We start from the raw sequence: 26,873 nt of genomic DNA, 5'->3' as shown, positions 1-26,873 counted from the left end.
GCCTTAGCTCAGGCTCTGGCGCACCGCCGCAATCACCCGCGCCACATCCGCATCCGTCATTGCCGTGTAGAGCGGAATGCTGACCGTGGCCTCATAGGCCTTCTGGCTGTGCGGGAACATCGCCGGCGTCAGGTCATAGCGCTCGCGCCAATAGGGATGCTGATGCAGGGGCACGTAATGCACGCTGCAACCGATGCCCAACGCAAACATGCGCTCGATGAAGGCATCGCGGCTCACCGGTGCGTCGTCGCGCAGGCGCAGCACGAACAGGTGCCAGGAATGCGTGTCTCCGGCTTGAGCCTGCGGCGGCAAGATCAGCGGCAGGTCCTTCAGCTCAGCCAGATAGCGCTGGGCGATCGCCTCGCGCCGGGCCTGAAAGGCCGGCAGGCGCTTAAGCTGATGCAGCCCCAGGGCGGCAGCGATGTCGGTCAGGTTGTACTTGAAGCCCGGCGCGACGATTTCGTAGTACCAGGACGGCGTCTTGGCGGTGAAGCGGTCGAAGGCATCGCGGTTGATGCCATGCAGGCGCATCACCTTGGCGCGCGCGGCCAGCTCGGCATTGCGTGTCACCAACATGCCGCCTTCGCCCGTGGTCATGGTCTTGTTGGCGTAGAAGCTGAACACCGTGGCGTCGCTGCCCAGGGTGCCGATCAGTTCGCGCTCCAAGGTGGTGGGCAGGGCATGCGCCGCGTCTTCCACCACCCGCAGGCCGTGGCGGCGGGCGATGTCCAGCAGCCGAATCATGTCCACCGCCAAGCCGGCGTAGTGCACCGGGATGATGGCGCGGGTCTTGGGGCCGATCGCGGCCTCGACCTGGTCCAGATCGATATTGAGCGTGGCCGGGTCGATGTCCACTAGCTTCACGTCCGCCCCGAGGTAGCGCACCACCTCAGCCGTCGCGGTGAATGTGTGGGTGGTGGTGATGACCTCATCGCCCGGGCCGATGCCAATGGCCTCAAGGGCCAGATGCAGGCCAGCCGTAGCGCTGTTGACGGCGATGCAATGCAGGCCGCTATCGCCCAGGAAGTCGGCAAAGGCCTGCTCGAAGCGCTTGGCCTTGGGGCCGGTGGTGACCCAGCCGCTGCGGAGCGTGTCGACCACCTCGGCAATCTCCTCCTCGCCAATCTCGGGCAAGGCGAAGGGCAAGAAGGGAAGCGCGGACTCGGAACTCATGCGGAAGTCTCAGGTTTAACCAAAAAGCTCAGCCGATGCGTGCGCAGCCAGGGCAAGGCGTTGGCCAGACCGTAGAGGGCCGGGTGCACACGGCACAGCCCACGCGCCAGCGGCGGCGCCAGCGTCACGCGCTGGCTGCGAAGTTCGGCATCAGGGAACAGTTCACGCAGGCGCCGCAAGCGCAGACCGCGCACATCGGGATTGCGCGGATTGTCGACGACGAAGTCATAGCAGATCAGCGCCCCACCCGGCTTGAGCCAGCCCCTAATGGCCTGAGCCAGGCGCTGCTGCAGGCCAGCGTCCAGGATGGAGGAGAACACGGTAGAGGTCAGCACCAGGTCCAGGCTGGCGGGGTTCAACGGCAGTGCGCAGGCATCTCCGGCGTGCAGGCTCAGGGCGGCGGGCAGGCGAGGCCGCGCCAGCGCCAGACGCTCAGGCAAGAGCTCGGCACCGGCCAGATGCCCGGGCGCAAAGCCCAGCTGCAGCAACTCCAGCAGATTGCCGCCGGCGCCGCACCCCACCTCCAGCAGGCGCAGGTCGGCCACCCCTTGCGGGTAACGCGCGGCCAGCCAGCGCACCAGCGCGCGCTGACGCTCCTGCAGCAGTCGGTTCACTTCGGGGCGCAGCGGGCTGTAGCGATCCTGCAGCCCGGGCTGGGCGGCGCGGCGGGCGTAGCGGGCCTCGATGGCGCGCAGTTCTTGGTACTCACTCATGCTGACAGGCCTTCAAAAAACGCTGGGCCAGCACCGCATAGGCATGCTCAGCGCGCACATAGGCACGGCCGCGCTCGCCCATCGCGCGGCGCTGTTCGGGCGCCAGGGCCGCCAACTGCAGCAGCCCTTGGGCCACGGCCTCTGGATCCTCGGGCGCCACGGTCAGGCCGCAGGCGGCGTCCTGAACGGGATCGTTGCCGGCCTGCACGCTGTGCAGCACCGCGCAGCCAGCCATCATGTAGTCCATCAGCTTGTTGGGGGCGATGCCAAAGCGGTAGATGGGCACGCGCTGCCAACCGATATAGGCGATGTCCAGGGCCGCCAGAAAAGACGGAATCTGGGCCTTGGGGATGGGGGCAAAGAACTGCACCCGTTCCAGGCCCCGTGATTGCGCCTGGGCACGCAGCTCGGCGGCCAGATGCCCGCCACCCACCAGCACGAAGTGCAAGGGTCGATCGCGCAATCGCTCCGCCGCGTCCAAGAGCACATTCAAAGCATTGGGCTCGCCCATGGAGCCGGCATAGCCCACCACGGTATGCCCCGCCGCACGTGCCGCCGCCAGCGCGGCAGCCAAGTCGGCACGCAGCGACTCGGGCTCATCCGCCCAGTCGTCCAGCGCAATGCCATTGGGCACGATGTGAAGCCGACTCAGGTCCGGCAAACCGTGGGCCAGCGCGTGCTCGGCCACCTTGGGCAGCATGGAGACCACCGCATCGGCTTGGGCGTAGGCATTGCGCTCGGCCCAGGCGCACAGGACAGCAAACGGGTGGCGCGGCGACATGCCCGAGAGCTCGATGGGCGACAGCGGCCACAGATCATGCACCTCGAACACCAGGCGTGCCCCGGCCTTGCGCGCCAGGCGCCGCGCGACCCAGAAGTCCATCGGATAAGTGCTGCTGGCAATCACCACATCGGGACGCATTTCCGCCACCAGCGCATCCGCCCTCGCCCACACCTGGCGACAGAAAGCCCAGATATTCAGCACCCGCCCCAGGCCATTGCCCGCATAGGCCGGCGTGGGCAGCCAGCGGTAGTGAATGCCATCGATCAGCTCATCCCCGGCCGGGGGCTGGGTGGCACGCACATGCGAGTGGTCGGCCGCCAGCATGTGAACGCGGTGACCCAGGCGCACCCACTCGCGCGCCAGGTAATAGGGGCGGAACTCCATGCCGTGGCGCGGGCTGCCGGCGTAGTGGTTGAGGTAGAGGATGTTCATGAGAACCTGCGCAGGCGCGCCAAGAATCCATGCACCGCCGGGGCGAACAGCCCGTGCGCAGCCACCCAATCGCGGTTGCGCTGCCCCAGCTCAGCGGCCTGCGGCTGCAGGGCCTTCAGGGCCGTCGCCCAATCGCCCAGGTCCTCGTCCACCAGCACGCCCGGCCCGGCGGCCTGCAACTCGCGGTTGGCCGGCAGAGCGGAGAGGATGGGCAGGCAGCCCTGGGCCATGGCCTCCAGCACCGAAACGGCCACCGAATCGCTCTCCGGCAGACTCAGGAAGAACTGCGCGGCCGCGTACTCGGCCGCCTGCTGCTCGGCATTCAAACGACCCAAAAAGCGCACCCGCCCCTGCAGGCCCAGGGCCTGAGTCTGCGCCTCCAAGGCAGCGCGCAAGCTGCCATCGTTGGCCACCACCAGCTCGGCCTCGGGCACGGCGCGGGCCAGGGCGGCAAAGCGCTGCAGCACGCGCTCGGGACGGTAGATGGGCTCTAGGCCCCGGTTCGCATAGCAGCGCCAGGGCTGCTTGGGCCCCGGCGCAGGGGGTAAAGCCTCAAGGCCAAAAGGAAAAACCATCACCTCGGCCGCCCCCAGGGCGCGCATGCGCGCCGCCATGTGCTCGGAGTCTGAGGTGCACAGGCTGCAAGCGCGCAAGACTCGGCGCGTCAGTGCGCGATAGAGCGCATTGCGCGCGGGCGTTACCAGGATGTCGCTGCCCCAGGCCGACCCCACCAGGCGTGCGCGCAGCCCATACAGGCGCCGCGCCAGCCAGGCCAGGGTGCCGTGCGAGGTCAGGTAATGCGCATGCAAGCAATCGGCGTCCACGGCCTGGAGCCAGCGCCCCACCTTGGGCAGGGCTCGCAGCAAACCGGTATTGCCGCCCGCATGGCGCGGATCCGTGCCCAGTGCCAGGCGTCGCGCGGGGGGAATCAGGGCGTCAAAACCGGGTAAGAAGCCGCGTGAGGACAGGGCCCAGAGCTCCACCTCGGGCGCCAGCGCCCTCGCCCACTTCAAAAGGTGCGGGCTCTCGCCATCGCCAATCAGCACCAGCTTCATGGCGCGGTCTTCTCCGACATCGGCAATTCGCCCGCCCAGTCCAGATAGTGGGCCTGCAGCTCGGGGTGCTGCTGCAGCAGCTTGGCGTCCATGTGGCGGGTGTCGCCCACCACCTTGGCCGGACTGCCGGCCAGGATGGCGAAGTCCGGAAACTCGCCGTTCACCAGGCTGTAGGCCGAGACGATGCTGCCGCGCCCGATCTTGCTGCCCGGCAGCACCGTGGCATGCGCCCCAATGAAGCTAAAGGCCCCCACCGTCACCGGGGCGGTGAAGTAGGCTTTTTTCTCCGCCTGCTTCACATACTGGCGGCCATAGAGCCGAATGGCTGCGTGACTGGAGTGCGTGAACAGACCGGTGAAGAAACCGATCTGGCAGCCCTCACCGATGTGCAGGCCATAGGTCGCATCCAGCACGCTGAAGTGGCCGATGAAGACGTGGTCGCCCACATCCAGGCGTTCGCGTGCAAACACATGGCAGGCGTTGCTGATGCGGGTGTGGGGCAGGTACTCGCCATCGCCACGCACAAAGCCCCCCACCATGCGCGGCCCCCAGGCCAGGGACAACAAGCGCTTGAGCGGCTGCCAGGCGCGCCGCGCCAGATTGGCCTTGCTCATACCGATTCCTTTGCAGTGCCGTCACGCGCCAGCCCGGGCAGGCGCCAGAAGAAGTAGCCAAAGTAGGCCGCCATGAAGAGCGAAAGCAGCCAGGCCGCCTGGGTCAGCCCACCCCACTGCAAGCCCAGGCCGATGGCCAGCAGATGCAAGCCCTGCCCCACCAGGCTGAGGCGCAAGGCCCAGGCCTGACAGCCCCAGGCCAGTGGCGCCACCGAAAGGGGCGAGGCCACGAAGTGCAGGGCCAGATAGGGCGCCAGCGCCGCCCCCAACTCGCCAGCCGGGCGCCAGCGTTCGCCAAAGGCCCAGGCAAACGCATCAGCCCCAAAGGCCATCAGCAGTGCCGCCAGCGGCAAGCTGCAGGCGAACAGCAGCGCCATCGTGCGAAGCAGGGTCTCACGTCCGGTCTGGCGGTCAGAGCGGGCCAGCAGCGGATAGAGGGCCTGTGAGACCGCAGAACCCATCAGGCCGGCTGGCGCCTTCAGGTAGCGCAGCGCCAAGCCCCAAAAACCCGCCGCCATCAGGCCTTGCGTCTGCGCGATCAAGGCCAGTGACAAGGTGTCCTGCAAGGCACCCATGAACGCATGCGGGGTGTTGAGCAGCGGAAAGTCGCGATGGGCGCGCGCCAACAGACGCCAGTCCTGCACGGGCCGATCTTGCACAGGTGCGCGCAAAGGAAGGCGCAAGGTCAGCAACGCCGCCACCGAAGCCAGCAGCGGCCCCAACACCAGGCCCAGCACCCCCACACCGTGCAGCAGCAACTGCCAGATGGGCGCGGAGCCCTGGCTCAAGAACCGAGCCAGCGCCACGGCCCGGAACCGCAAGGCCCGAGTGGCCCAGAAGCCGGCCAGGGACACCAGGCCGAGCAGGCCCACAGAAGGTCCGAGCAGCAGCCAGTGCGGGCCGAGCACACCAGCGGCGGCAGCGCCGCCCACCACGCTCAGCACCGTGACCGCCACCAGCACCCGCAGCGCCAAAGCCCTCAGCCCATGGGCCTCGGCCTCGTCTTGCGCCAGCGGCAGCGCAAATTCGTAACGAGCGCAGGCCACCACCCCGAGATTGGCCGCCACGGCGGCAAACAAATGAAAGGCGCCGAAGTCGGCCGGTGTGTAGAGCCGGGTCAACCAGGGGCCGAGCAAAAGCGGCAAGGCCTGCGCCGCCGCCCCGCCGGCCAGCAGGGTCAGCACGGCCGGCAGCAGGCGGCCCGCCATGCTCAAAGGGCCTGGCGCAGCGCCGCGACGATGCGGTCCTGATCGGCCTCGCTCAGATCCGCACTCATGGGCAGGCTCAGCACCTGGGCGGCGGCCCGCACCGCATGCGGGCAGGCCTCCTGCGGCGCAAAGCGGGCATAGGCTGGCTGGTGGTGCAGCGGAATCGGGTAGTGGATCGCAGTGGGGATACCCGCCGCCTGCAACGCCGCCTGCACGGCCGCACGCTGTTCCACGAACACCGTGTACTGGGCCCAAACGCAATCGCGATCCGGCCGCACGACCAGGCGGCGCAATGACAGATCGGCCAGCAGCTGGTGGTAGCGATCCCCCAATGCCAGGCGGCGCTCGATCTCCCAGTCAAAACGCTCCAGCTTGGCCAGCACCACGGCGCATTGCAGGGTGTCCATGCGCCCGCCCACGCCGATGCGGCTGTGGTGGTAGCGCTTGCTCTGGCCGTGGACGCGGATCTCGCGCGCGGCCTGGGCCAGCGCCGCATCGTTCGTGAACAGCGCCCCGCCATCGCCATAGCAGCCCAGGGGCTTGCTGGGGAAGAAGCTGGTGGCGCCGAAGGTGGACAGGCCGCAGCTGGGCCGTCCTTGGTATGTAGCACCGAAGCTCTGCGCAGCATCCTCGATCACCGCCAGGCCATGCTGTGCCGCGATGGCATTGATGGCGGCCATGTCGGCCACCTGGCCGTAGAGACTGACCGGCATGATGGCCCGGGTGCGCGGCGTGATGGCCGCCTCAATCAACGCCGCATCGATGTTGCAGGTGTCGGGCTCAATGTCCACGAACACCGGGGTGGCACCGGCCAGCACGATGGTCTCGGCGCTGGCGGCGAAGGTGAAGGGCGTGGTGATGACCTCGTCGCCGGGGCCGATGTCCAGCGCCATCAGCGCAATCAACAGGGCCTCGGTGCCGCTGGCCACGGAAATACAGTGATCCACACCCACGCGAGCGGCCAGGGCGGCCTCCATCTCGGCCACTTCGGGGCCCATGATGTACTGGCCATGCTCCAGCACGGCATTCATGCGCACCTGGATGGACTCGCGCAGGGCCGCGTACTGGGCCTTGAGGTCAATGAACTGCATCAGGCTTCCAAAAGGCGCACGGCGCCGGCATCGAGTTGATAGCGGTCGCCACTGTGCGGGCATTGGGCCCGCCCTTCAGCGTCAAAGGCCAGGCGCTCGCCGTGCCGGCTCATCCAGCCGATGCGCCTCGCCGGCACGCCGGCCATAAGCGCGAAGTCCGGCACGTCCTTGGTGATGACGGCGCCAGCGCCCACAAAGGCATGGGCACCGACCGTGACACCGCAGACGATGGTGCTATTCGCGCCCAGGGTGGCGCCGCGTTTGATCAAGGTGCGGCGGTACTCTTCCTTGCGTGGCACGGCCGCGCGCGGGTTGTGCACATTGGTGAACACCATGCTGGGGCCGCAGAACACATCGTCTTCCAGGGTCACGGCGTCATAGACGGAGACGTTGTTCTGGATCTTGACGTTGTCGCCAATCCGCACATCGTTGCCGACAAAGACGTTTTGACCGAAGGAGCAGCGCGCGCCAATGCGGGCGCCGGCACTGATGTGCACGAAATGCCAGACCCGGCAGTCCGCGCCCAACTGCGCGCCCGCGTCCACGATGGCGCTGGGATGGATGGTGGTGGGCATCAGCAGCGGATCAGTAACTAAGAGGCAGGTTGACCCGACGGCCGTCGCGGGCCGACAGGTACATGGCGATCAACAGCTCGAGGCTTTTCAGGCCTTCGCGCCCATCGGTCTCGGGCGCGGCTTCACCGGCCAAAGTCTTGAGTACGTTGTCGTAATAGAGCGGGTGACCGAAACCATAGACCGAGGTGGTGGCGTAATTGGCCGCATCCAACTCGGAATCCATGGCATGCGGGGCGTCGAATTCCCAATGCTGGATCTCGTTCACCGCCAGGCCACCGATGCGCACCGTGCCCTTTTCGCCCAGCACGGTGATCGAGCCCTCCAGATTCTTCGGATAGGTCAGCATCGACACATTCACCGTGCCCAGCGCGCCATTGCGCCACTTCAGCGCCACCACCGCGCTGTCCTCGACCTCGATGCGCCGCGCCAGCGTGGCCGTGTAGGCCGACACCGACTCCACTGGGCCGATCAGCCAGTCCAGCAGATCGACGTAATGGCTGGCCTGATTCATCAGCGCGCCGCCATCGAACTCCCAGGTGCCGCGCCAGGCGGCGCTGTCGTAATAGTCCTGCGGGCGGGTCCAGAACACATTCACCGCCACCGAATAGAGCCGCCCGAAGCGATGCGCCTGCAGCGCGCGCTTGAGCAGCTGCAGGGTGCGGTTGCGGCGGTTTTGCTTCACCACAAAAAGATGCACCCCGGCCTCATCGCAGGCACGCACCATATCCAGCCCGTCCTGCCAGCGCGTGGCCATGGGCTTTTCGGTCATCACATGGCGGCCGGAACGCGCCACCTCGATGGCCTGGGCCGGATGCAGGCCGCTCGGGGTCGTCAGCACCACGCAGTCGGCGTTGCTGGCCGCCAGCAAATCGGTGAGTGACGCAAAACCCGGCGCACCGGTCTTGGCCACAGCGGCGGCCAGTGCCTGGGGGTTGTTGTCGCACACCGCCACCAGTTCAGCGCGCTCGGCGTGGCGGCTCAGCGCCTCCAGGTGGTTGGCGGCGATGCGCCCGCAGCCAACCAGAGCGAAGCGGATCTTGCGGCCGGCAATGGCAGTGCAGCGTAGATGCGTCATAAGGGGCGGCATTCTAGGAGTGACCCCTAGGGCGATCCCTAGAATCCGCCACTTCGCTAAAACGCAAGCAACAGCCATGGAACCCACCACCGCGCCCCACGCCGACGAGAACCAACTGATCGCCGAGCGCCGCGCCAAACTGGCCGAGCGCCGCCAGCGGGGAGGGGTGGTCTTCCCGAACGACTTCAAACCCGAGCACCGCGCCCTGCCCTTGGGCCAACGCTACGGCGAGATCCCCAATGAGGAACTGGAGCCGCAGGCCATCGAGGTCAGCGTGGCCGGCCGCATCATGCTCAAGCGCGTGATGGGCAAGGCCAGCTTCGTCACCCTGCAAGACAGCACCTCCCGCATCCAGCTCTACGTGCAGCGCGATGCCTTGGGTGAAGAGCTGTACGCCGACTTCAAGCACTGGGACCTGGGCGACATAGTTGGCGCACGCGGCACCCTGTTCCGCACCAAGACCGGCGAACTCTCGATCAAGGTAACGCAGCTGGTGATGCTGACCAAGAGCCTGCGCCCCCTGCCCGACAAATTCCACGGCATGGCCGACCAGGAGCTGAAGTATCGCCAGCGCTATGTCGACCTGATCAGCGACGAGGCTGCGCGCGAGCGCTTTGCGCTGCGCTCCAAGGCGGTCTCGGCCCTGCGCGGCTTCATGGTGGAGCACGGCTTCCTGGAGGTCGAGACGCCCATGCTCCACCCCATTCCCGGTGGCGCCAATGCCAAGCCCTTCGAGACCCACCACAACGCGCTGGACCAGCAGATGTTCCTGCGCATCGCGCCCGAGCTCTACCTGAAGCGCCTGATCGTCGGCGGCTTCGAGCGCGTGTTCGAGATCAACCGCAACTTCCGCAACGAAGGCCTGTCGGTCCGCCACAACCCCGAGTTCACGATGATGGAGTTCTATGCGGCCTACTGGACGCATGAGGACCAGATGAACTTCACCGAAGAGCTGCTGCGTCATGTGGCGCGTGCGGCCACCGGCTCGGCGGCGCTCAGCTACAACGGTAAGGAAGTCCACCTGGACCAGCCCTTTGCCCGCCTGACCATCCGCGACGCGCTGATCCAGCACGCCGGCCTGACCGAGGCCGAGGCCGACAACCCCGAGGTGTTGATCGCCAAGATCCAGGCCGCCGGCGAGAAGGTGCCCGAGGGCGCCAATCTGGCCGTGCTCCAGTACAACCTGTTCGAGGCCACGGTGGAGGAAAAGCTCTGGCAGCCCACCTTCATCATGAACCACCCGCTGGAAGTGAGCCCGCTGGCGCGCGCCAATGACGCCAACCCCGGCATCACCGAGCGCTTCGAGCTCTACATGACCGGGCGCGAAGTGGCCAACGGCTTCTCGGAGCTGAACGACGCCGAGGACCAGGCCGCGCGCTTCCAGGCCCAAGTGGACGCCAAGGATGGCGGCGACGACGAAGCCATGCACTTCGACGCTGACTTCATCCGCGCGCTGGAATACGGCATGCCCCCGACCGGCGGCTGCGGCATCGGCATCGACCGCTTCGTGATGCTGCTGACCGACTCGCCGTCGATCCGCGACGTCATCCTGTTCCCCGCTCTTCGTCGGGAAAACTGAGATGCCACTCGGGGCCGCTGAATCGTTCGACGATCTGGCGGCCCTGCACGCCGCGCTCTGGGTCGAACTGGAGCGCTGCGTGGCCGACAAGGCGCATGGCTGGCGAGTCGCAACTTTGGCCACGCTGGCGACCCGATCCGGCGACAGCGTGGACGCCCGCAGCATCGTGCTGCGCGAAGTGGACGCCGCGCAGCAGCAGCTGATCTTCTTCACCGACGCCCGCTCGCCCAAGGCCGCACAGCTTCGCGACACCCCCAGGGCCCAGCTGGTGTGCTGGTGCCCACGCCTGGGCTGGCAGCTGCGCGCCAAGGTGGTGGCCGAGGTGCTGACGGAGGGCCTGGCCGTCTCCAGCCGCTGGGCCCGGCTGCGCCTGAGCCCGGCGGCCTACGACTACCTCTCCCCCCTGCCTCCGGGCAGCGCGCTCGACGGCACTCCGCCCACCCCACTGCCCGAGCAGCGCAATCATTTCGCGCTGGTGCGCCTGCAGGTCACCGAGTTGGACTGGCTGGGCCTGCGCAGCGGCGGCCAGCGCCGCGCCGGCTTCGATGCCGCCGGTGCTCGCTGGCTCAGCCCCTGATCAGGGCTGCGGCCAGTTCGGCGCGCGCTTGTTCAGGAAGGCGTCCATGCCCTCTTTCTGATTGGCCGTGCCGAACACGGCGTGGAACATGCCACGCTCGATCTGCACACCCTGAGTCAGCGGCACCTCGAAGGCCTGATTCGTGAGTTGCTTCATCAAAGCCACCACCGGTGCGGCATAGCCATTGATGGTCTCGGCTGCTTTCAGCACTTCGTCCATCAGCTCGGCGGCCGGGATCACGCGGGCCACCAGGCCAGAGCGTTCAGCCTCTTCCGCGCCCATCATGCGGCCGGTCAGCAGCAAGTCCATCGCCTTGCTCTTGCCCACCCAGCGCGGCAGGCGCTGCGTGCCACCGCCGCCGGGAATCACGCCCAGCTTGATCTCGGGTTGGCCGAATTTGGCCGTGTCGGCCGCGTAGAGCACGTCGCACATCATGGCCAGTTCGCAGCCACCACCCAAGCAGAAGCCCTGCACCGCGCCCAGCACCGGCTTGCGCACCTGCAGGATGTGCTCCCAGTTCTTACTGATCAGTTGGCTGTTGAAGGCCGACATGAAGTCGTGCTGCATCAGGGTGGGGATGTCGGCGCCGGCGGCAAAGGCCTTCTCGCTGCCGGTCAGCACGATGCAGCCGATGCCCTCATCGGCATCGAAGGCCTTGAGCGCGTGGCCGAGTTCGTCCATCAGCGGGTCGCTCAGCGCATTCAGGGCCTTGGGGCGGTTCAGGCGGATCAGGCCGGTCTTGCGCGCGCCCGCGCCAACGGTCTCAACCAGGATGCATTCGTAATTCATGGTTTGGGGTCTCCTTCAGGATGATTTGCATTGTCGGCCGACGGCCGCGCGGCCTCTTGCAGCGGTGGCTCGGCCAGCACCAGGCGAATTTGCGTGTGCTCGTCTTGCTGGATGTCGATGCGCACCGGCAGGTATTGCAGCTGCGGCGCCAACCACACCGTGGCCAGCAAGGCACCACGACGGTCCGTCACGCGCGGCGCAAGCTTCCAAGCCGGCAAGGCCCCGAGCGGCGTCTCCACCGTCTCCAGGCCTTCGAGCTCATAGCGCCAGGGCTGCAGCCGCGCCGGCAGGGCCAGGGGCAGATCAATGGCCACGCCGACGGCGGGCTGGACGCGTCCCGTGAGCAGCAACCAGCTCAGGTGCGCGAACTGGCTGGCGCTGTCCTGCACGCCAGCCGGTGTGCGCTCACGGCGGCCATTGCTGAAGGCCAATTCGGTCGGCCCCAACTCCACGCCCAGACGGCGCGGCGCGAACAGGAGCATCCGGGTCTCTTCAGAAAAGCGCTGCGGTGCAATGCCCTGCGCCCCCAGCCGCCCTTCGCTGACCAAGGTGCGCCGCATGAAGGGCGCCAACCGCGGCCCCACGCTCACCATCAACCGCACCTGGTAACGCGCCCCTTGGCGCAACCACTCCACTTCAGCGTCGCCGTGCACCGGACCTTGGTAGTGCCCGGTGAGCCCGTAGCGCAGGCGCGAAGACAGCGGCCACTCGGGGCCCGGCTCATCCGCGCGCTCGGCCCCCAGATCAAGCGGCGGCGGCGTACGCAGCGGCAAATCAGCTTCCTGAGCCGGCAAGGCCGGCTGCACAGACTCGACGTCGGTCTTCACCCCCCCACGCGCCGCTGCGGCCTCGGTCAGTCGACGCACCTTGCCAGCGCCCTGCGTCACGCGAGGTGGCGACTGCAGCGCGATGGGCCGCACCAAGGCCACCTTCAGTCGCTCCGGCAGCGGCGGCGCAGTCTGCGGCGGGGGCAAAAACCACAGCGCCAAACCATGGGCCAGGGCCACGGCGCAGCCCAGCGCGAACAGGGAGCGAGTCGGCTTCAGGTTGCGGCGGCGGCCAGGAAGCAGCACAGGCTGGCCACCAGCGTGCAGCGGAAGCGCAGCGTCAGCCAGCCCTGCGCGCCCCAGCGGGGGTAGTGTTGGCGATCCACCCCATAGCAGGCCCACAGCGCCGCCCCCTGCACCACCAGGCCCGCATAGGGCGGCATCAGCTGGGCCGTGCAGCCGATCAGGGCCGGCACCACCGCCCAGCGGTAGGGAAAGGACGCTGTCTCGGCGGCCTGCAGGGCACGCCCCCAGTGCACCGCCCCCAGAAAGCTCAACACCACGCCAGCAAAGGCCGACAGCCCAAGCAGCGCATAGGTGTGCTCATCCAAGCCAGAGACGCTGGCATCGGGCGGAGGCAGGATCCAGGCCAGTGCAGCCCCCAGCACGAAGGGGATCAACCCCGCATAAGCCAATCGCTGCGCCAGTTGGGGAGGCGGGGTGTGGCTCAAGAGGACTTCTCCGCCTTCTCGGCCTTGCTCAGGCGCTCGGCAATGGCCTCAGGCGGAATGGCGCCGGGCACGCGGCTACCGTCTTCAAAGATGATGGCCGGCGTGCCATGGATCTGGTGCTTGCGCGCAAAAGCCATATTGCGCTCGATGGCTGCATCGTCGCAGCTGCCCTGCGGTTTGACGGGCTGCTTGTCCTTCAACATCCAGCCCAACCAGGCATCGGCGTTGTCCTTGGCGCACAGGATGTTGCGGGTCTTCTCGCGCGAGTCGCTGCCCAGGATGGGGATCAGGAAGGTGTAGACGGTGACGTCCTTCATCTCCTGCAGGCCTCGCTCGAAGCGCTTGCAGTAGCCGCAATTGGGGTCGGCAAACACGGCCATGCGACGGCTACCGTTGCCACGCTTCCAGACGATGGCGTCCTTCAGCGGCAGGCTGTCAAAGGTGACGGCGGTGAGCTTCTCAACGCGCTCCTGCGTCAGGCTCTTTTTGGTCTTGAGGTCGATCAGATCGCCCTCCACCAGGTACTCGCCCTTGGCATCGGTGTAGCGGATCTCGGTGCCAAAACGCACCTCGAACAAGCCCGGGATTGGCGTGGCGCGGACCTCATCGATTTTCGGAAAGGTCGGCAGGCGCTCAGTCAGGTTCTTGCGAATCGCCGCCTCATTGGCGTGGGCCGCCAGGCCGATGGAGGCCAATACGGCCAAAGTCAGAGAACGCAGCAACATGGCAATCCTTCGTCAGCCCATCGCGCGCTGGGCCAACCAGCGCTTCACGGGGGGCAATTGGTTCACAAGAGACAGACCCTGATTGCGCAGACTGCGCACCCAGGGCGAGGCATGGGCAAAACCGGACCACAGGGCATCGGCGCCCCCACCCATGAGCAGTGTGGGCAGGGCCCGCTGGCGCGCATAGCGACGCAGCAGCCGCTCGTCGCCCAAGGGGCGCCAGCTTTCGCGTTGCTGCAACACCTGGGCCAGGGCCGCCACATCGCCCAGGCCCAGGTTCAGACCTTGGCCCGACAAGGGGTGGACTTGATGCGCGCAGTCGCCCAGCAGCACAAAGCCAGGCCCACAAACCTCCTTAGCGCGCAGCCACTGCAAGGGCCAGGTCTTGCGCTCACTGGCCAAGCGCAGGGTGCCGGCCTGCCCCTGTGTGGCAGCGGCCAGCGCGGCCTCTAGCTCAGGCCCACTCGCGGTCGCCCAGGCCTGCGCCTGTTCGGCCGGCTGCGACCACACCAAGGCGTAGGAACAGGTCGGTTCGGGGCGATCCAGCGGCAACAGCGCCAACACCGAGCCGTCTTGGAACCACTGCCAGGCCACACCCTGATGCGGGCGGTCCGCCACCAGACGGGCCGCCAGCGCGCTGTGGCCATAGCGGTGCTGGTCGACCTCAACGCCCAGCGCCGCGCGTGAGCTCGCCTCACGGCCCTCACACAGAGCCAGCAGGGCGTGGGGCACCTCGGCCTGCACCCGTTCCACATGGGGCGCAAAACGCAGGGCGGCGTCCAGCTGCGACTCCAACTCGGCAGCGTCGACGATCCAGGCCAGTTCCTCGACCTCGGCGCTCCAGGCCGAGAACTCGATGCGCGCCTCGGCTTGATCGCCATGCACCTTCATCTCATGCACTGGCGTGCGTGCCGCTGGCGGCAGGGCCTCCCACACCTTCAGATCCATCAGCAGCTGGCGCGAGGCGGCATTCAGCGCATAGGCGCGCAAATCCCCAGCCTGCGGGGCGGCAGCGGCTCGGCCTTGCAGGGCCACGCGCAGCCCTTGGCGCGACAGGGACAGGGCCAAAGCCCGGCCCACACAGCCATCTCCGCGAATCAGCACATCGTGTTGCATGGCGCGCATTCTAGAAAGCTGACCCAAGGGTCGACCGGAACAGGGCCATGGCCTTCTAAAATCGCGCGCTTTGCCCGGCCCCGGGCCCATACCCAAAAGGAAGCCCGATGAGTCTCAAGTGCGGCATCGTTGGATTGCCCAATGTCGGCAAGTCCACCCTCTTCAACGCATTGACCAAGGCCGGCATCGCCGCCGAGAACTACCCTTTTTGCACCATCGAGCCCAATGTGGGCATCGTGGAACTGCCGGACCCGCGCCTGGATGCGCTGTCTGAGATCGTCAAGCCTGAGCGCGTTGTGCCCGCCATCGTCGAGTTCGTGGACATCGCCGGCCTGGTGGCCGGCGCCAGCAAGGGCGAGGGTTTGGGCAACCAGTTCTTGAGCCACATCCGCGAGACGGACGCCATCGTCAATGTGGTGCGCTGCTTCGAGGACGAAAACGTCATCCACGTCAACGGCAAGGTCGATCCGATCTCTGACATCGAGGTCATCCAGACCGAACTCTGCCTGGCCGACCTGGGCACGGTGGAAAAAAGCCTGCACCGCTACAACAAGGTGGCCCGCGCCGGCGACAAAGAGGCCATCGCCCTGGTCAAGGTGCTCGAGAAATGCCAGGCTGCACTGGATCAGGCCAAGCCGGTGCGCTCGATCGACTTCAGCAAGGAAGAGCGCGCCATCCTCAAGCCCCTGTGCCTGATCACGGCCAAGCCGGCCATGTTCGTGGGCAACGTCAGTGAGTCGGGCTTTGAGAACAACCCCTTCCTGGACCGCCTGAAGGAATACGCCGCAGCCCAGAACGGTCCGGTGGTGGCGATCTGCGCCAAGACCGAGAGCGAACTCTCGGAGATGGACGACGAGGACAAGGCCATGTTCCTGTCCGAAATGGGCCAGACCGAGCCGGGCCTGAACCGCCTGATCCGCGCCGCCTTCAGCCTCCTGGGGCTGCAGACCTACTTCACCGCCGGCGTGAAGGAAGTGCGCGCCTGGACCATCCACAAGGGTGACACCGCACCCCAGGCCGCCGGCGTGATCCACACCGACTTCGAACGCGGCTTCATTCGCGCCCAGACCATTGCCTTCGAGGACTTCGTGAGCTTCAAAGGCGAACAAGGTGCCAAAGATGCAGGCAAGATGCGCGCTGAAGGCAAGGAATATGTCGTCAAAGATGGCGACGTCATGAACTTCTTGTTCAACGTCTAAAGATAGGGTGTACGCCAAGTCAGCGCCCCTGCTGGCTTGGCACAATGGTTTCATCAAATCCGGCCGCGCAACCCCTCTATAGGAACTCGCTGCAACCATGAGCTCGACCGACCTGGTGGTGTCTTCTCAGACCGGCGCTTCAAGCACCGGCAGCAAACCCAGCAAGCAGTTTCTGACCTTCCGGATCGGTGCCGAGGAGTACGGCATCGACATCCTGAAGGTGCAGGAGATCCGCAGCTACGAGGCGCCCACACGAATTGCCCATGCACCCAGCTTTGTCAAGGGCGTGGTCAATTTGCGCGGCGTCATCGTGCCCATCATGGACATGCGGCTGCGCCTGGGCTGTGACGCCCAATACAGCGGCTTCACGGTGGTGATCGTGCTCAATATCGGCAACCGCGTATTGGGCATGGTGGTGGACTCGGTGTCTGACGTGCTGGAACTGACGGCCGATCAGATCCGCCCCGCGCCAGAAATGGCCGCGGCGATCGATTCGCGCTTCGTTACCGGACTCGGGAAGATCGGCGAGCGCATCCTGATCCTGCTGGACATCGAAGGCATGGTGGCCAGTCCGGAATTTGGTCTCACCGAATAGGTTCAGGTCAAAACCTGACTGTTAGCACTCTTGCCAATCGAGTGCTAATATCTTCTGAAGCCGGGGCCCTTCGCCCCCGGTTTGAGAAGGAAACGCCCCATGACCACTGCCCTCGCCGTCCGCGACCCCTGGGCCCTGGTGCCCTCGCTCGGCAATCTGGATGCCTACATCCGTGCCGTCCAGGCCCTGCCCATGCTCACGGCCGAAGAGGAGGCGCAACACGCCAAGGCGCTGCGCGAGACGGGTGACCTGGACGCTGCCGGCCGCCTGGTGATGTCCCACCTGCGCTTGGTAGTGGCCATTTCGCGTCAGTACATGGGCTATGGCCTGCCGCAGGGCGATCTGATCCAGGAAGGCAATGTCGGCCTGATGAAGGCGGTGCGGCGCTTCGACCCCGATCAGGGCGTGCGCCTGGTGTCCTATGCCATGCACTGGATCAAGGCCGAGATCCACGAATACATCGTGCGTAACTGGCGCCTCGTCAAGGTGGCCACCACCAAGGCCCAGCGCAAACTGTTCTTCAACCTGCGCTCGATGAAGCATGCGCTCAAGGGCCAGACCGACAGCCCTCAGCGTCAGGCCCTGAGTGAGGCCGAGATTGCCGAGGTGGCGCGCAGCCTCAACGTCAAGCCCGAAGAAGTCATCGAGATGGAGACCCGTCTGGCCGGCGGTGACGTCGCCCTGGAGGCTCCGGCCGATGACGACGAGGGCGCGCCGCCCGCCCCGATTTCGTATCTGTCCGACGATCTGCAGGAACCCAGCCGCCTGCTGGAGCGCCGCGCGCGCGACGAGATGGCCAGCACCGGCCTGAGCCGCGCGCTGGAACAACTGGACGAACGCAGCCGTCGCATCGTGCAGGCGCGCTGGCTGGACGTGAACGATGACGCCAGCGGCGGAAAGACCCTGCACGAACTGGCCGCCGAGTACGGCGTCAGCGCCGAGCGCATCCGCCAGATCGAAGTGGCGGCGATGAAGAAAATGCGGGCGGCCTTGCAGGCCGCCTAAGAAGCCCTTAGGCCCCCGCCAACAGCAACTTCAGGTCATGCAGCAGGGCCTTGGGGCCCTGCCCGTAGCGGGCGTAGACCCGCACCTGGCCCTGCGGATCGAACAGGAAGCTGGCCGCCGTGTGATCCATGGTGTAGCTCTGGCCATCCTTCGAGGGCACCTTGGCGTAGAAGACCTTGAACTCCTTGGCTGCCGCCTGCGTCTGCTCGGGGTTACCGCGTAGCGCCGTCATGCCGGGGCCGAAGTTGGCGATGTACTGCCCCAGCAACTCGGGCGTGTCGCGCTCCGGGTCTACGGTCACAAACAGGCCTTGCACCCGTTCGCCGTCCTTGCCCAGTTCCTGCTTCACAAGCTGCAGCTCGCCCAAAGTGCTCGGGCACACATCCGGGCACTGCGTGTAGCCGAAGAACAGCACCACCACCTTGCCCTTGAAGTCGGCCAGGCTGCGCGGCTGACCGGCCGGGTCGCTCAACTTCAGCTCGCGGGCGTAGGCCGCCCCCGTCAAGTCGATCCCCTGAAAGGCCGCTTTGGGCTGGGAATCACAGCCCGCCAATGCCAGGCTGGCGGCCAACAGGGTGCGTCGATCGATGTGTCGAACCATGAGTCGATCAGTAAAGCCAGGCAGCGGCATAGTGGTCCACCAAAAGGGCTGCGAACAGCAGGGTCAAGTACCAGATCGAGAACCAGAAAGTGCGGCGCGCCAGCTCGTCCGAATAGTCGCGATAGAGGCGCCAGCCGAACCAGCAGAAACGCAGGCCTAAGCCCAAGGCCGCCACCAGGTAAAGCCAGCCACTCATGCCGATCAGGAAGGGCAGGAGTGTGGCCGCCAGCAGCACCCAGGTGTAGAGCAGGACCTGCAGGCGGGTGAAGTCACTGCCATGGGTCACGGGCAGCATCGGCAAACCCGAGCGGCGATAGTCCTCGACGCGATAGAGCGCCAGCGCCCAGAAGTGCGGCGGAGTCCAGAGGAAGATGATCAAACACATCAGCCAGGCCTCGGCACCCAGCTCACCGCGCATTGCCGCCCAGCCCAGCACCGGCGGCATGGCGCCCGAAGCCCCCCCGATCACAATGTTTTGCGGCGTAGTGGGCTTGAGCCAGACGGTGTAGATCACGGCATAGCCGACGAAGGTGGCCAGGGTCAGCCACAGCGTCAGTGCATTGACCCACACCAGCAACACGACCGCGCCGGCGCTGCACAAGAGGGCCGAAAACACCAGGGCCTGGCGCGGCGAAAGCTCACCGCGCGCCGTGGGGCGCCAGGCGGTGCGCTTCATGCGTGCATCGATGTGCTGCTCAATCAAGCAGTTGAAGGCCGCAGCCGCAGCCGCCACAAGCCAGATGCCCGCACACGCCGCACCTATCGTGCGCCACTCCGACCCGCTGGGCCAGCCCGGCACCGCCAGGGCCATGCCAATGAGGGCACAAAAAACGATCAGCTGCACCACCCGGGGCTTGGTCAGCGCGTAGTACTGGCGCCATGTCGACATCGTGGCGCTCATGCCATCACCTGCTTGTTGAATGAAGTTTCGGGCTGCGGCGTGGGCCGTAGTCGCCCGTACAGAGCCGTCAGGACCAGCACCAGCCCGGCCGCACCCGCGCTGTGCAGCAAAGCGGCCACCAGCGGCCAGCCCAGCACCACATTGGAGACGCCCGTCAGCACCTGCAGAGCCAGCAAGGCCAAGAGGGTGCGGGCAAGACGCGGCGCCTGAGCCCAGAGGCGAATGACCAGCCCAAGCAGCAGACCCGTCAGCACCAGCGCTCCCAGGCGGTGGGTCACATGGATAGCGGTCAGCGCCGGGAAGCCCAACCAGTCGCCGCCATGGGTCTGGCCCAATTCACGCCACAGCGCAAAGCCCTGGGCGAAATCCATCTTGGGCCACCACTGGCCCTGACAAGTCGGGAAGTCGGAGCACACCAGCACGGCGTAATTGGTGCTGACCCAGCCGCCCAGCGCGATCTGAAGCCCGAGTGCGAGCGCGCAGGCCAGCGCGAGGGGGCGCAGGCCAGGGCCGTCCAGGGGCTGCATATCCCCCAGTGCGTGGGCCTGACGCATCAACAGCACCAGCAGACCGAGCCCGAACAGCAGGTGCAAGGTGACGATGGCCGGGAACAGCTTCATCGTGACGGTCAACGCACCAAAAGCCCCCTGCAGCAACACCCACAGCAGCGTGAAACTGGCCCATAACGGCGCGCCAGCCGGCAACTGCGCACGCCAGCGCCAGGACAGCGCGGCGGCCACCACGATCAAAAAGCCCACGGCACTGGCCCAGTAGCGATGCACCATCTCCACCCAGGCCTTGCCACGGGTGACCGGCCCCTGGGGGCGCAAGGCCTGCTGCTCGGCAATTTCGCTGTGCGCGCCCAAAGGGCTGGCTTCGCCAAAGCAACCGGGCCAATCCGGGCAACCCAGGCCAGAGTCCGACAACCGAGTGAACGCGCCGAACACCACCAGGTCAAAGGTCAGGAACAGGGTCACCAGCAACAGGGCACGCAGGCGCTGGCGCGGCGCCTGGCCGCGCCCGCGCAGCAGCCAATAGCCCAGAGGCAGACTGCCCAGGGCCAAACCCAGTAACAGCAGTTGGAGCAGCGGCGACAAATCGACGGTATTCATCGGCCCGGACGGTCCCAGCCGGCGTTGGCCTTGAGCAGGCGGTTGAGGTCTTTCTTGACCTGCAGGGGATCGGGCGCCACGGGTGAGCGCCACATCCATTCCCCGCGCGGATCCACTAGATAGAGATGGGCACTCAGCGGCTGACCTGCAGCCGGCTCCAACCATCGCGCCAGAGCCTCGGGGTTGGCGCGCAACACCTGCAGAGCTTGGGCTTGCCCCAGCTTGGCCTGCAATTCGGCGCTCAGCGGGGCCTCGTCGTTGACGAGCCAAACCTTGTCCAGCTTGTCCATTTCCTTGCCCAGCATGGTGCGCAGTTGCTGCTGCAGGTACAGATGCTTCTCGCACTCGCCCACGCAGGAACCCCCATCCACCACCACCAGCAACCACTGCTGGTGCAAAGACTTCGCGGCAACCGGACGCCCCTGCAGGTCGCGCAGAGCGAGCGCCTCGGGGATCAATCGGGGTGGGTCAATCAAGCTGCCATAGCCCTGCCCGCGCGGTTGGATCACATAGAAGGTGAAGTAGCTGGCAATGACGGGCAAGGCGCACAGAAACACCACCCAGGCCATCATCCAGCGCCCACGGCGGGTGCGCTCGGCGCTCGTCAGCCCTTCCAGGGCACCGACGTCATGCACCGTCAATTGGGCCGGATCAGCGCTTGGCGCGTGCGGGGCGGAGGTGTTGGTACCAGACATAAAGACCCAGGATCAGGGCCGCCAGCGCAAACCATTGCGCGGCATAGCCCCAGTGTTTGTGAACGCCGCTATCGGGCTCCGGCCAGTCGCAGCGCAGGGGTGCGCAGTCCGGACCGATCTGCCACAGCACCCAGGGCAGTGGCGTGACGCCCAGGGCCGACCGGCTGGCGGCGAGGTCGAGATTTTGTCTCAGTGCGCCGCTGCCTTCAGGCCCCATCGCATAGGCCTGTGAGGCGTGTAGGGCCAATCGCCCTCGCACCTGAACGTCTGTATCCGGCGTCGGGGGCCAGGGCGGTACGGCATGCTGACCCGGCGCCCGTGCCTGCCAGCCGCGCTGCACCCAGATCACGGCCCCGCCTTGCAAGCGCAGTGGGGTCAGCAGCAAGGTGCCCACACGCCGGTCGTGCGGACGGTTGTCCAGCCAGATCTGCTGCTCGGGCATCCAGCGCCCGTGCAGGACGGCCTCGCGCTGCAACCAGGGGCCGCGGGGTTCTGCCAGTAACTCGGTAGCGGTCAAGGCCGAGGCCTGCTGCGCCGCCTGCAACTGGGCCTGACGCTGCAACTTGTCCTGCGCACGGCCCAACTGCCACATCCCAAGAGCCGCCGTGGCTGCCACCCCAAGCAGTGTCAGGCCCAGCATGGCTGCCCGCGAAGTCCTCATACAGTGCGCCCTATGAACTGGATATTTCTGATCGCCTTCATCGGCATTCTGGGTGCCCTGGCCGCGGCCGGGTTCTTTATGCTCAAGCGCCCGCAGTCCAAAGAGGATGCGCCCAAAACCATGGCCCGCGCTCTGGCTTGGCGGGTCGGCATCTCGGTCGCTCTGTTTCTGATGATCCTGCTGGCCTGGAGCCAGGGCTGGATCGAACCTCGAGGCGTTCCTCTGGGCCGCTGACGAAAGTCGTTGCACTCCCAATGAAAAAGGCGCCGCATCCGCGGCGCCTTTTTACTGGGCGTTCTGTCTTACATCCAGTAGACGATGACGTAGAGACCCAGCCAGACCACGTCCACGAAGTGCCAGTACCAGGCCGCGCCCTCGAAACCGAAGTGGCGCTGCGGCGTGAAGTGGCCCTTTTGCAGGCGCAGGGTGATGAAGAGCAGCATCAGCATGCCGACGAACACGTGGAAGCCGTGGAAGCCGGTCAGCATGAAGAAGGTGGAGCCGAAGATGCCAGAGCTCAGCTTCAGGTTCAGGTCGCGGTAAGCATGCGCGTACTCATAGCCCTGCACGAACAGGAAGATGATGCCCAGCAGCACGGTCAGCCACATGAACTTGATGGTTTTGCTGCGGTTGCCAGCGATCAGCGCGTGGTGCGCGATCGTCAGCGTCACGCCCGAGGTCAACAGCAGGGCGGTGTTGACGGTCGGCAGCGGCCAGGGACCGATGGTCTGGAAGGCCTCGATGGTGCCGGCCGGCGCCGCCGTAAAGCCCGGGTTGCTGCTCGGCCACAGGGCCTTGAAGTCGGGCCACAGCAGCGCGTGTTCGGCATTGCCCAGGGTGGGCACCGAGTGCACGCGGGCCCAGTAGAGCGCGCCGAAGAAGGCGGCGAAGAACATCACTTCCGAGAAGATGAACCAGCCCATGCTCCAGCGGAAGGAGACATCGATGCGGTCGCTGTAGAGGCCACCTTCGCTCTCGCGGATGGCGTCACCGAACCACTGCTTGAGCACGAAGCCCCACCACAGCAGGCCGAACAGTAGGGAGTACGCCCCCCAGCCGTGACCATTCACCCATTGGCCCGCGCCAAGGACGACGAAGAACAGGCCGATGGACGCCATCACCGGATGACGGGACGGGCCAGGCACAAAGTAATGGGGCGCGGCCCCGGGGCTTGCTGCTGCCATCTAAGGTTCTCCTCGAACGGTTCTTCTCTAACAGATTAGCTGGCGACGCCCGAGGCAATCACCCAGCGCACCAGGGCCACCAGCGTCAGCACGAACAGTGCGGCGCCAATCACCCCAGCAATGATCACGTGTACCGGGTTGAGCTTGGCCATATCGGCCTCGTGCTCAGCGCCCTTGCGCACGCCAAAAAAACTCCAGGCCACTGCGCGCACCGTTTGCCCAAAGGACATCGGACGCGCGACAGCCTCCTTCAACTCATCAATCGGCTCAGCCACTCAGAGCCCCGCCAGCTTCTTGCCCGGCACCTCGAAGAAGGTGTAGGACAAGGTGATGGTGTGCACATCCTTGGGCAGCTTGGGGTCCACCACAAAGACCACCGGCCACTCCTTGCTCTCACCGGCTGCCAGCGTGTACTCGTTGAAGCAGAAGCACTCCAACTTGTTGAAGTGGCTGCTCGCCTGCATCGGTGCATAGCTCGGGATCGCCTGCGCCGCCATCGCGTAGTCCTGCCGGTTGCGGAAGGTATACATCACCGTCGCCATCTCGCCCGGATGGACCTTGAGCTGGCTGATGGCCGGCTTGAAGTCCCAGGGTCCGCGCGAGTTGGCATCAAACTCGATGGTGATCAGGCGCGATTTGTCGACCTGGGTGTTCTTGGCCTGCTCCTTGCGTTCGGCCAGGCTCAGCACATTGATGCCCAGGGCCTCGCAGATCGCGCGGTACATGGGCACCAAGGCATAGCCAAAGCCAAACATCAGGGCCACGATCACCGTCAGCTTGAACACCAGCTGACGGTTGGCGAGGCGCAGACGCTGGACCCAGGTGGCCTTCATCACAACCAAATCATCTTGGCCATGAAGCCCAGGCCAAAGGCCAGGGCCACGCTGAGCAGGATCAGGCCCAGCTTGCGGTTGGCCTTTTGCTGCTCAGGACTCATCAGCCGATCACCTTGGTAGCGGTGGCGTCCAGCTTGGGCGGGTTCTCAAAGGTGTGGAAGGGCGCCGGCGACGGCACTTCCCACTCCAGGCCCTCGGCCGCTTCCCAAGGCTTCTGCGGGGCCTTCTCACCCTTGCCGCGCAGCATGGGCAGCGCCACGGCCAGGAAGAAGTAGACCTGCATCAGACCGAAACCGAAGGCACCGATCGAGGCCACCGCATTGAAGTCAGCGAACTGCATCGGGTAGTCGGCATAGCGACGCGGCATGCCGGCCAGGCCCAGGAAGTGCATCGGGAAGAAGGTGATGTTGAAGAAGATCAGCGAGCCCCAGAAGTGGATCTTGCCGCGCAACTCCGAAATCATCACGCCCGACCACTTCGGGCCCCAGTAATAAACGCCCGCGAACAGCGCAAACAGCGAGCCGGCCACCAGCACGTAGTGGAAGTGCGCCACCACGTAGTAGGTGTCCTGGATCTGGATGTCGATGGGGGCCATCGCGCAGATCAGGCCGGTGAAGCCACCCATGGTGAACACGAAGATGAAACCCACCGACCACAGCATCGGGGTCTCGAAGGTCATCGAACCGCGCCACATCGTGGCCAGCCAGTTGAAGATCTTCACGCCCGTGGGCACGGCGATCAGCATCGTGGCGTACATGAAGAACAGCTGACCCGTCACCGGCATGCCGGTGGCGAACATGTGGTGGGCCCACACGATGAAGGACAGGATGGCGATCGAGGCCGTGGCGTACACCATCGATGCATAGCCGAACAGCTTCTTGCGCGCAAAGGCCGGCACGATCTGGCTGACGATGCCGAAGGCCGGCAAGATCATGATGTAGACCTCGGGGTGACCGAAGAACCAGAAGATGTGCTGGTACATCACCGGGTCACCACCGCCGGCGGGGTTGAAGAAGGTGGTGCCGAAGTGACGATCCGTCAGGGTCATCGTGATGGCACCGGCCAGCACCGGCATCACGGCGATCAGCAGGTAGGCGGTGATCAGCCAGGTCCAGGCGAACATCGGCATCTTCATCAAGGTCATGCCCGGAGCGCGCATGTTCAGGATGGTGACGATGATGTTGATCGAGCCCATGATGGAGCTGGCGCCGAGGATGTGCATGGCAAAGATGCCAGCATCCATTGACGGGCCCATCTGCAGGGTCAGCGGCGCGTACAGCGTCCAGCCCGCGGCGGGAGCGCCACCGGGCATGAAGAAGCTGGCCACCAGCATGATCGCGGCGGGGATCATCAGCCAGAAGCTGAAGTTGTTCATGCGCGCGAAGGCCATGTCCGATGCACCGATCTGCAGCGGAATCATCCAGTTCGCGAAGCCCACGAAGGCCGGCATGATGGCGCCGAACACCATGATCAGACCGTGCATGGTCGTGAACTGGTTGAAGCGCTCGGGGTTGAAGAACTGCAGACCCGGCTCGAACAGCTCCAGGCGGATCAGCAGCGCCAACACGCCACCCACCATCAGCATGGTGAAGGCGAACAGCAGGTACAGGGTGCCGATGTCCTTGTGGTTGGTGGCGAAGACCCAACGGCGCCAGCCCGTGGGGGCGTGGTGGTGGTCGTCGTGGTGATCGTGGTGGCCGTGGCCGTGATCAAGCACTGCGCTCATATGAAATCCTTAGTGATCACTTGCGGGCAGCGACCATCTCGGCCGGCTGCACGATCTGACCGGTCTTGTTCGACCAGCTGTTCTTCGTGTAGGTGATGACGGCAGCCAGCTCGGTGTCGCTGAGCTGCTTCCAGGCCGGCATGGCGCCGTTGCCTGCGCCGTTGAGCAGGATGGCGATCTGCTTGGCCTTGTCGGCATCCAGCACCACGGCCGAGCCGTCCAGCGGCTTGATCGGACCGGCGCCCTTGCCGTCCGCACGGTGGCAGGCGGCGCAGTTGGCGTTGTAGACCTTCTCGCCACGGGCGATCAGCTCTTCCAGCTTCCATTCCTTGCTCGGATCGTCGGCTTTGGCCGCTGCTTCCTTCAGCTTCTTCTCGGCCCAGGCGCTGTAGTCAGCGGCCGACAGCACCTTCACATGGATGGGCATGTAGGCGTGTTCCTTGCCACACAGCTCGGCGCACTGGCCGTAGTAGTCGCCCACCTTCTCGGCACGGAACCAGGTGTCGCGCACGAAGCCGGGGATGGCGTCTTGCTTGACGCCGAAGGCCGGCACCATCCAGGCGTGGATCACGTCGTTGGCGGTGGTGATGATGCGGATCTTCTTGTCCACCGGCACCACCAGGGGCTCGTCCACCTTCAGCAGGTAGTTATCCACCGGCTCGGGCTTGCCGCTGTCGCTTTGCTCGCGCTGGGCCGGATCCAGCGTGGACAGGAAGCCGATGCCCTTGCCCTCGCCGTTCAGATAGTCATAGCCCCACTTCCACTGATAGCCGGTGGCCTTGATGGTGATGTCGGCGTTCGTCGTGTCCTTCATCGCCACCACCACCTTGGTGGCCGGCAGGGCCATGGCGATCACGATCAGGAAGGGCACCACGGTCCAGGCGATCTCGACGGCCACCGACTCATGGAAGTCGGCCGGCTTGGCGCCGCGCGATTTGCGGTGTTTGAAGATCGAATAAAACATCACGCCGAACACGGCGACGAAGATGGCGGTACAGATCCACATCATCATGACGTGCAGATCCATCTGCCACGCCGCGATCTTGGTCACCGGCGGGTGCAGATCGATCTGATTGACCGCCGGACCGCCGGGCAGGTCATTCACCTTGGATGCGGCCAGGGCGGCATGCGCCCCCACCAGGGTCGTCAGAGCCAGGCCGGCTTGCGCCAGACGCCCGATGCTCTGCAGGGTTTTGTGTGCGTTGTTCATTCTGCGGTTCGACTCCGGTTGCTGCGGGTCGCGCCGGGCGGCTTTCGCTTGAGCCACGGACGCAAGGCCGAGACCCCCAAAGGGCTCGGCCGAAAAGGCGGCGCATTCTATGCGCATGGCCCAAACGCCCTGGGGGCGCCTTGA

The 26,873-nt window shown here is 65.8% G+C and carries 31 protein-coding genes; 6 read left to right on the top strand and 25 right to left on the bottom strand.

Annotated features, from left to right (window positions below; all coding sequences use genetic code 11):
• Positions 1–3 precede the first annotated feature (3 nt).
• From FF090_RS05825 to FF090_RS05785, 9 genes are read right to left on the bottom strand one after another with little or no spacing between them, the layout of a single operon-like run.
• Positions 4–1,173: a DegT/DnrJ/EryC1/StrS family aminotransferase gene (locus tag FF090_RS05825; protein WP_138855836.1), complete on the bottom strand. Its 1,170-nt coding sequence runs from the start codon at positions 1,171–1,173 to the stop codon at positions 4–6.
• The gene (locus tag FF090_RS05820; RefSeq protein WP_138855835.1) at positions 1,170–1,886 is read right to left on the bottom strand and encodes a class I SAM-dependent methyltransferase; all 717 of its coding nucleotides are present in this window, start codon (positions 1,884–1,886) and stop codon (positions 1,170–1,172) included. The genes FF090_RS05825 and FF090_RS05820 overlap by 4 nt, the downstream gene beginning before the upstream one ends.
• Complete coding sequence (locus tag FF090_RS05815) at positions 1,879–3,102, bottom strand: glycosyltransferase family 4 protein (RefSeq protein WP_138855834.1); 1,224 nt, start codon at positions 3,100–3,102, stop codon at positions 1,879–1,881. The genes FF090_RS05820 and FF090_RS05815 overlap by 8 nt, the downstream gene beginning before the upstream one ends.
• Positions 3,099–4,157 (bottom strand): glycosyltransferase, encoded by a 1,059-nt coding sequence (locus tag FF090_RS05810; RefSeq protein WP_138855833.1) that lies wholly within the window; start codon positions 4,155–4,157, stop codon positions 3,099–3,101. Before FF090_RS05810 ends, FF090_RS05815 begins: the two co-directional genes overlap by 4 nt.
• Positions 4,154–4,771, bottom strand: coding sequence for an acyltransferase (locus FF090_RS05805; RefSeq protein WP_138855832.1), 618 nt, complete (start codon positions 4,769–4,771; stop codon positions 4,154–4,156). Before FF090_RS05805 ends, FF090_RS05810 begins: the two co-directional genes overlap by 4 nt.
• Positions 4,768–5,979, bottom strand: a complete 1,212-nt coding sequence (locus FF090_RS05800) for a lipopolysaccharide biosynthesis protein (RefSeq protein ID WP_138855831.1) — start codon at positions 5,977–5,979, stop codon at positions 4,768–4,770. The genes FF090_RS05805 and FF090_RS05800 overlap by 4 nt, the downstream gene beginning before the upstream one ends.
• A 2-nt stretch (positions 5,980–5,981) precedes the next feature.
• Positions 5,982–7,070 (bottom strand): DegT/DnrJ/EryC1/StrS family aminotransferase, encoded by a 1,089-nt coding sequence (locus FF090_RS05795; protein WP_138855830.1) that lies wholly within the window; start codon positions 7,068–7,070, stop codon positions 5,982–5,984.
• Complete coding sequence (locus FF090_RS05790; RefSeq protein WP_138855829.1) at positions 7,070–7,645, bottom strand: acyltransferase; 576 nt, start codon at positions 7,643–7,645, stop codon at positions 7,070–7,072. The genes FF090_RS05795 and FF090_RS05790 overlap by 1 nt, the downstream gene beginning before the upstream one ends.
• A gap of 10 nt (positions 7,646–7,655) precedes the next feature.
• A complete protein-coding gene (locus tag FF090_RS05785; protein ID WP_138855828.1) occupies positions 7,656–8,720 on the bottom strand; it encodes a Gfo/Idh/MocA family protein in 1,065 nt (354 codons plus the stop codon).
• 76 nt (positions 8,721–8,796) lie between these two features.
• Here FF090_RS05785 and lysS point away from each other — a divergent pair, with 76 nt between their 5' ends.
• Positions 8,797–10,299 (top strand): lysine--tRNA ligase, encoded by a 1,503-nt coding sequence (lysS, locus tag FF090_RS05780; protein WP_138855827.1) that lies wholly within the window; start codon positions 8,797–8,799, stop codon positions 10,297–10,299.
• Between the two features lies 1 nt (position 10,300).
• Positions 10,301–10,876 carry a PNPOx family protein gene (locus FF090_RS05775; RefSeq protein WP_138855826.1) on the top strand — a complete coding sequence of 192 codons (576 nt, stop codon included), beginning with the start codon at positions 10,301–10,303 and terminating at the stop codon, positions 10,874–10,876.
• Here the strand turns inward: FF090_RS05775 and FF090_RS05770 are convergent, their stop codons facing one another.
• The 5 genes from FF090_RS05770 to FF090_RS05750 are packed head-to-tail and all read right to left on the bottom strand — an operon-like array spanning position 10,877 to position 15,004.
• Positions 10,877–11,665: an enoyl-CoA hydratase-related protein gene (locus FF090_RS05770; RefSeq protein WP_138855825.1), complete on the bottom strand. Its 789-nt coding sequence runs from the start codon at positions 11,663–11,665 to the stop codon at positions 10,877–10,879.
• On the bottom strand, positions 11,662–12,738 hold the full coding sequence (locus tag FF090_RS05765) for a DUF3108 domain-containing protein (RefSeq protein ID WP_175423543.1): 1,077 nt from the start codon (positions 12,736–12,738) through the stop codon (positions 11,662–11,664). The genes FF090_RS05770 and FF090_RS05765 overlap by 4 nt, the downstream gene beginning before the upstream one ends.
• Positions 12,708–13,163 carry a DUF3429 domain-containing protein gene (locus FF090_RS05760; protein ID WP_138855823.1) on the bottom strand — a complete coding sequence of 152 codons (456 nt, stop codon included), beginning with the start codon at positions 13,161–13,163 and terminating at the stop codon, positions 12,708–12,710. Before FF090_RS05760 ends, FF090_RS05765 begins: the two co-directional genes overlap by 31 nt.
• Positions 13,160–13,888 (bottom strand): DsbC family protein, encoded by a 729-nt coding sequence (locus tag FF090_RS05755; protein ID WP_138855822.1) that lies wholly within the window; start codon positions 13,886–13,888, stop codon positions 13,160–13,162. Before FF090_RS05755 ends, FF090_RS05760 begins: the two co-directional genes overlap by 4 nt.
• Before the next feature lie 12 nt (positions 13,889–13,900).
• A complete protein-coding gene (locus FF090_RS05750) occupies positions 13,901–15,004 on the bottom strand; it encodes an FAD-dependent monooxygenase (RefSeq protein WP_138855821.1) in 1,104 nt (367 codons plus the stop codon).
• Positions 15,005–15,111: 107 nt separating this feature from the next.
• On the opposite strand from FF090_RS05750, the gene ychF reads away from it, so the two are divergent.
• The 3 genes from ychF (at position 15,112) to rpoH (ending at position 17,803) form a co-directional block, all read left to right on the top strand.
• Positions 15,112–16,203 (top strand): redox-regulated ATPase YchF, encoded by a 1,092-nt coding sequence (ychF, locus tag FF090_RS05745; RefSeq protein ID WP_138855820.1) that lies wholly within the window; start codon positions 15,112–15,114, stop codon positions 16,201–16,203.
• A gap of 97 nt (positions 16,204–16,300) precedes the next feature.
• Positions 16,301–16,798, top strand: coding sequence for a chemotaxis protein CheW (locus FF090_RS05740; protein ID WP_138855819.1), 498 nt, complete (start codon positions 16,301–16,303; stop codon positions 16,796–16,798).
• Positions 16,799–16,897: 99 nt separating this feature from the next.
• Positions 16,898–17,803, top strand: a complete 906-nt coding sequence (gene rpoH / locus FF090_RS05735; RefSeq protein ID WP_138855818.1) for an RNA polymerase sigma factor RpoH — start codon at positions 16,898–16,900, stop codon at positions 17,801–17,803.
• A 7-nt stretch (positions 17,804–17,810) separates the two neighbouring features.
• Here rpoH and FF090_RS05730 read toward each other — a convergent pair whose 3' ends face one another.
• Genes FF090_RS05730 through FF090_RS05710 form a run of 5 tightly spaced genes read right to left on the bottom strand, consistent with a single transcriptional unit; the run spans position 17,811 to position 21,752 of the window.
• A complete protein-coding gene (locus tag FF090_RS05730; protein WP_138855817.1) occupies positions 17,811–18,404 on the bottom strand; it encodes an SCO family protein in 594 nt (197 codons plus the stop codon).
• A gap of 7 nt (positions 18,405–18,411) precedes the next feature.
• Positions 18,412–19,305: a heme o synthase gene (cyoE, locus tag FF090_RS05725; RefSeq protein ID WP_138855816.1), complete on the bottom strand. Its 894-nt coding sequence runs from the start codon at positions 19,303–19,305 to the stop codon at positions 18,412–18,414.
• On the bottom strand, positions 19,302–20,417 hold the full coding sequence (locus FF090_RS05720) for a COX15/CtaA family protein (protein WP_138855815.1): 1,116 nt from the start codon (positions 20,415–20,417) through the stop codon (positions 19,302–19,304). Before FF090_RS05720 ends, cyoE begins: the two co-directional genes overlap by 4 nt.
• On the bottom strand, positions 20,414–21,112 hold the full coding sequence (locus FF090_RS05715; RefSeq protein WP_138855814.1) for an SCO family protein: 699 nt from the start codon (positions 21,110–21,112) through the stop codon (positions 20,414–20,416). Before FF090_RS05715 ends, FF090_RS05720 begins: the two co-directional genes overlap by 4 nt.
• The gene (locus tag FF090_RS05710; protein WP_175423542.1) at positions 21,069–21,752 is read right to left on the bottom strand and encodes an SURF1 family protein; all 684 of its coding nucleotides are present in this window, start codon (positions 21,750–21,752) and stop codon (positions 21,069–21,071) included. Before FF090_RS05710 ends, FF090_RS05715 begins: the two co-directional genes overlap by 44 nt.
• A 33-nt stretch (positions 21,753–21,785) precedes the next feature.
• Here FF090_RS05710 and FF090_RS05705 point away from each other — a divergent pair, with 33 nt between their 5' ends.
• A complete protein-coding gene (locus FF090_RS05705; protein ID WP_138855812.1) occupies positions 21,786–22,007 on the top strand; it encodes a DUF2909 domain-containing protein in 222 nt (73 codons plus the stop codon).
• A 68-nt stretch (positions 22,008–22,075) separates the two neighbouring features.
• Here FF090_RS05705 and FF090_RS05700 read toward each other — a convergent pair whose 3' ends face one another.
• The 6 genes from FF090_RS05700 to coxB are packed head-to-tail and all read right to left on the bottom strand — an operon-like array spanning position 22,076 to position 26,729.
• Entirely contained in the window at positions 22,076–22,957 is an 882-nt protein-coding gene (locus FF090_RS05700) for a cytochrome c oxidase subunit 3 (protein WP_138855811.1), read from the bottom strand.
• A gap of 35 nt (positions 22,958–22,992) precedes the next feature.
• Positions 22,993–23,220: a DUF2970 domain-containing protein gene (locus FF090_RS05695; protein ID WP_138858296.1), complete on the bottom strand. Its 228-nt coding sequence runs from the start codon at positions 23,218–23,220 to the stop codon at positions 22,993–22,995.
• A 12-nt stretch (positions 23,221–23,232) separates the two neighbouring features.
• On the bottom strand, positions 23,233–23,790 hold the full coding sequence (locus FF090_RS05690) for a cytochrome c oxidase assembly protein (protein WP_138855810.1): 558 nt from the start codon (positions 23,788–23,790) through the stop codon (positions 23,233–23,235).
• Entirely contained in the window at positions 23,790–23,894 is a 105-nt protein-coding gene (locus FF090_RS19395; protein ID WP_217503025.1) for a cytochrome oxidase small assembly protein, read from the bottom strand. Before FF090_RS19395 ends, FF090_RS05690 begins: the two co-directional genes overlap by 1 nt.
• Positions 23,894–25,519 carry a cytochrome c oxidase subunit I gene (gene ctaD, locus FF090_RS05685; RefSeq protein ID WP_138855809.1) on the bottom strand — a complete coding sequence of 542 codons (1,626 nt, stop codon included), beginning with the start codon at positions 25,517–25,519 and terminating at the stop codon, positions 23,894–23,896. The genes FF090_RS19395 and ctaD overlap by 1 nt, the downstream gene beginning before the upstream one ends.
• A gap of 16 nt (positions 25,520–25,535) precedes the next feature.
• Positions 25,536–26,729 carry a cytochrome c oxidase subunit II gene (gene coxB / locus FF090_RS05680; RefSeq protein WP_138855808.1) on the bottom strand — a complete coding sequence of 398 codons (1,194 nt, stop codon included), beginning with the start codon at positions 26,727–26,729 and terminating at the stop codon, positions 25,536–25,538.
• Positions 26,730–26,873 lie beyond the last annotated feature (144 nt).

This window comes from Inhella inkyongensis (genome assembly GCF_005952805.1).
Classification (GTDB): Bacteria; Pseudomonadota; Gammaproteobacteria; order Burkholderiales; family Burkholderiaceae_C; genus Inhella; species Inhella inkyongensis.
Note: the sequence above shows the minus strand (reverse complement) of the source record. Positions and strands in the feature narration are given on the sequence as shown.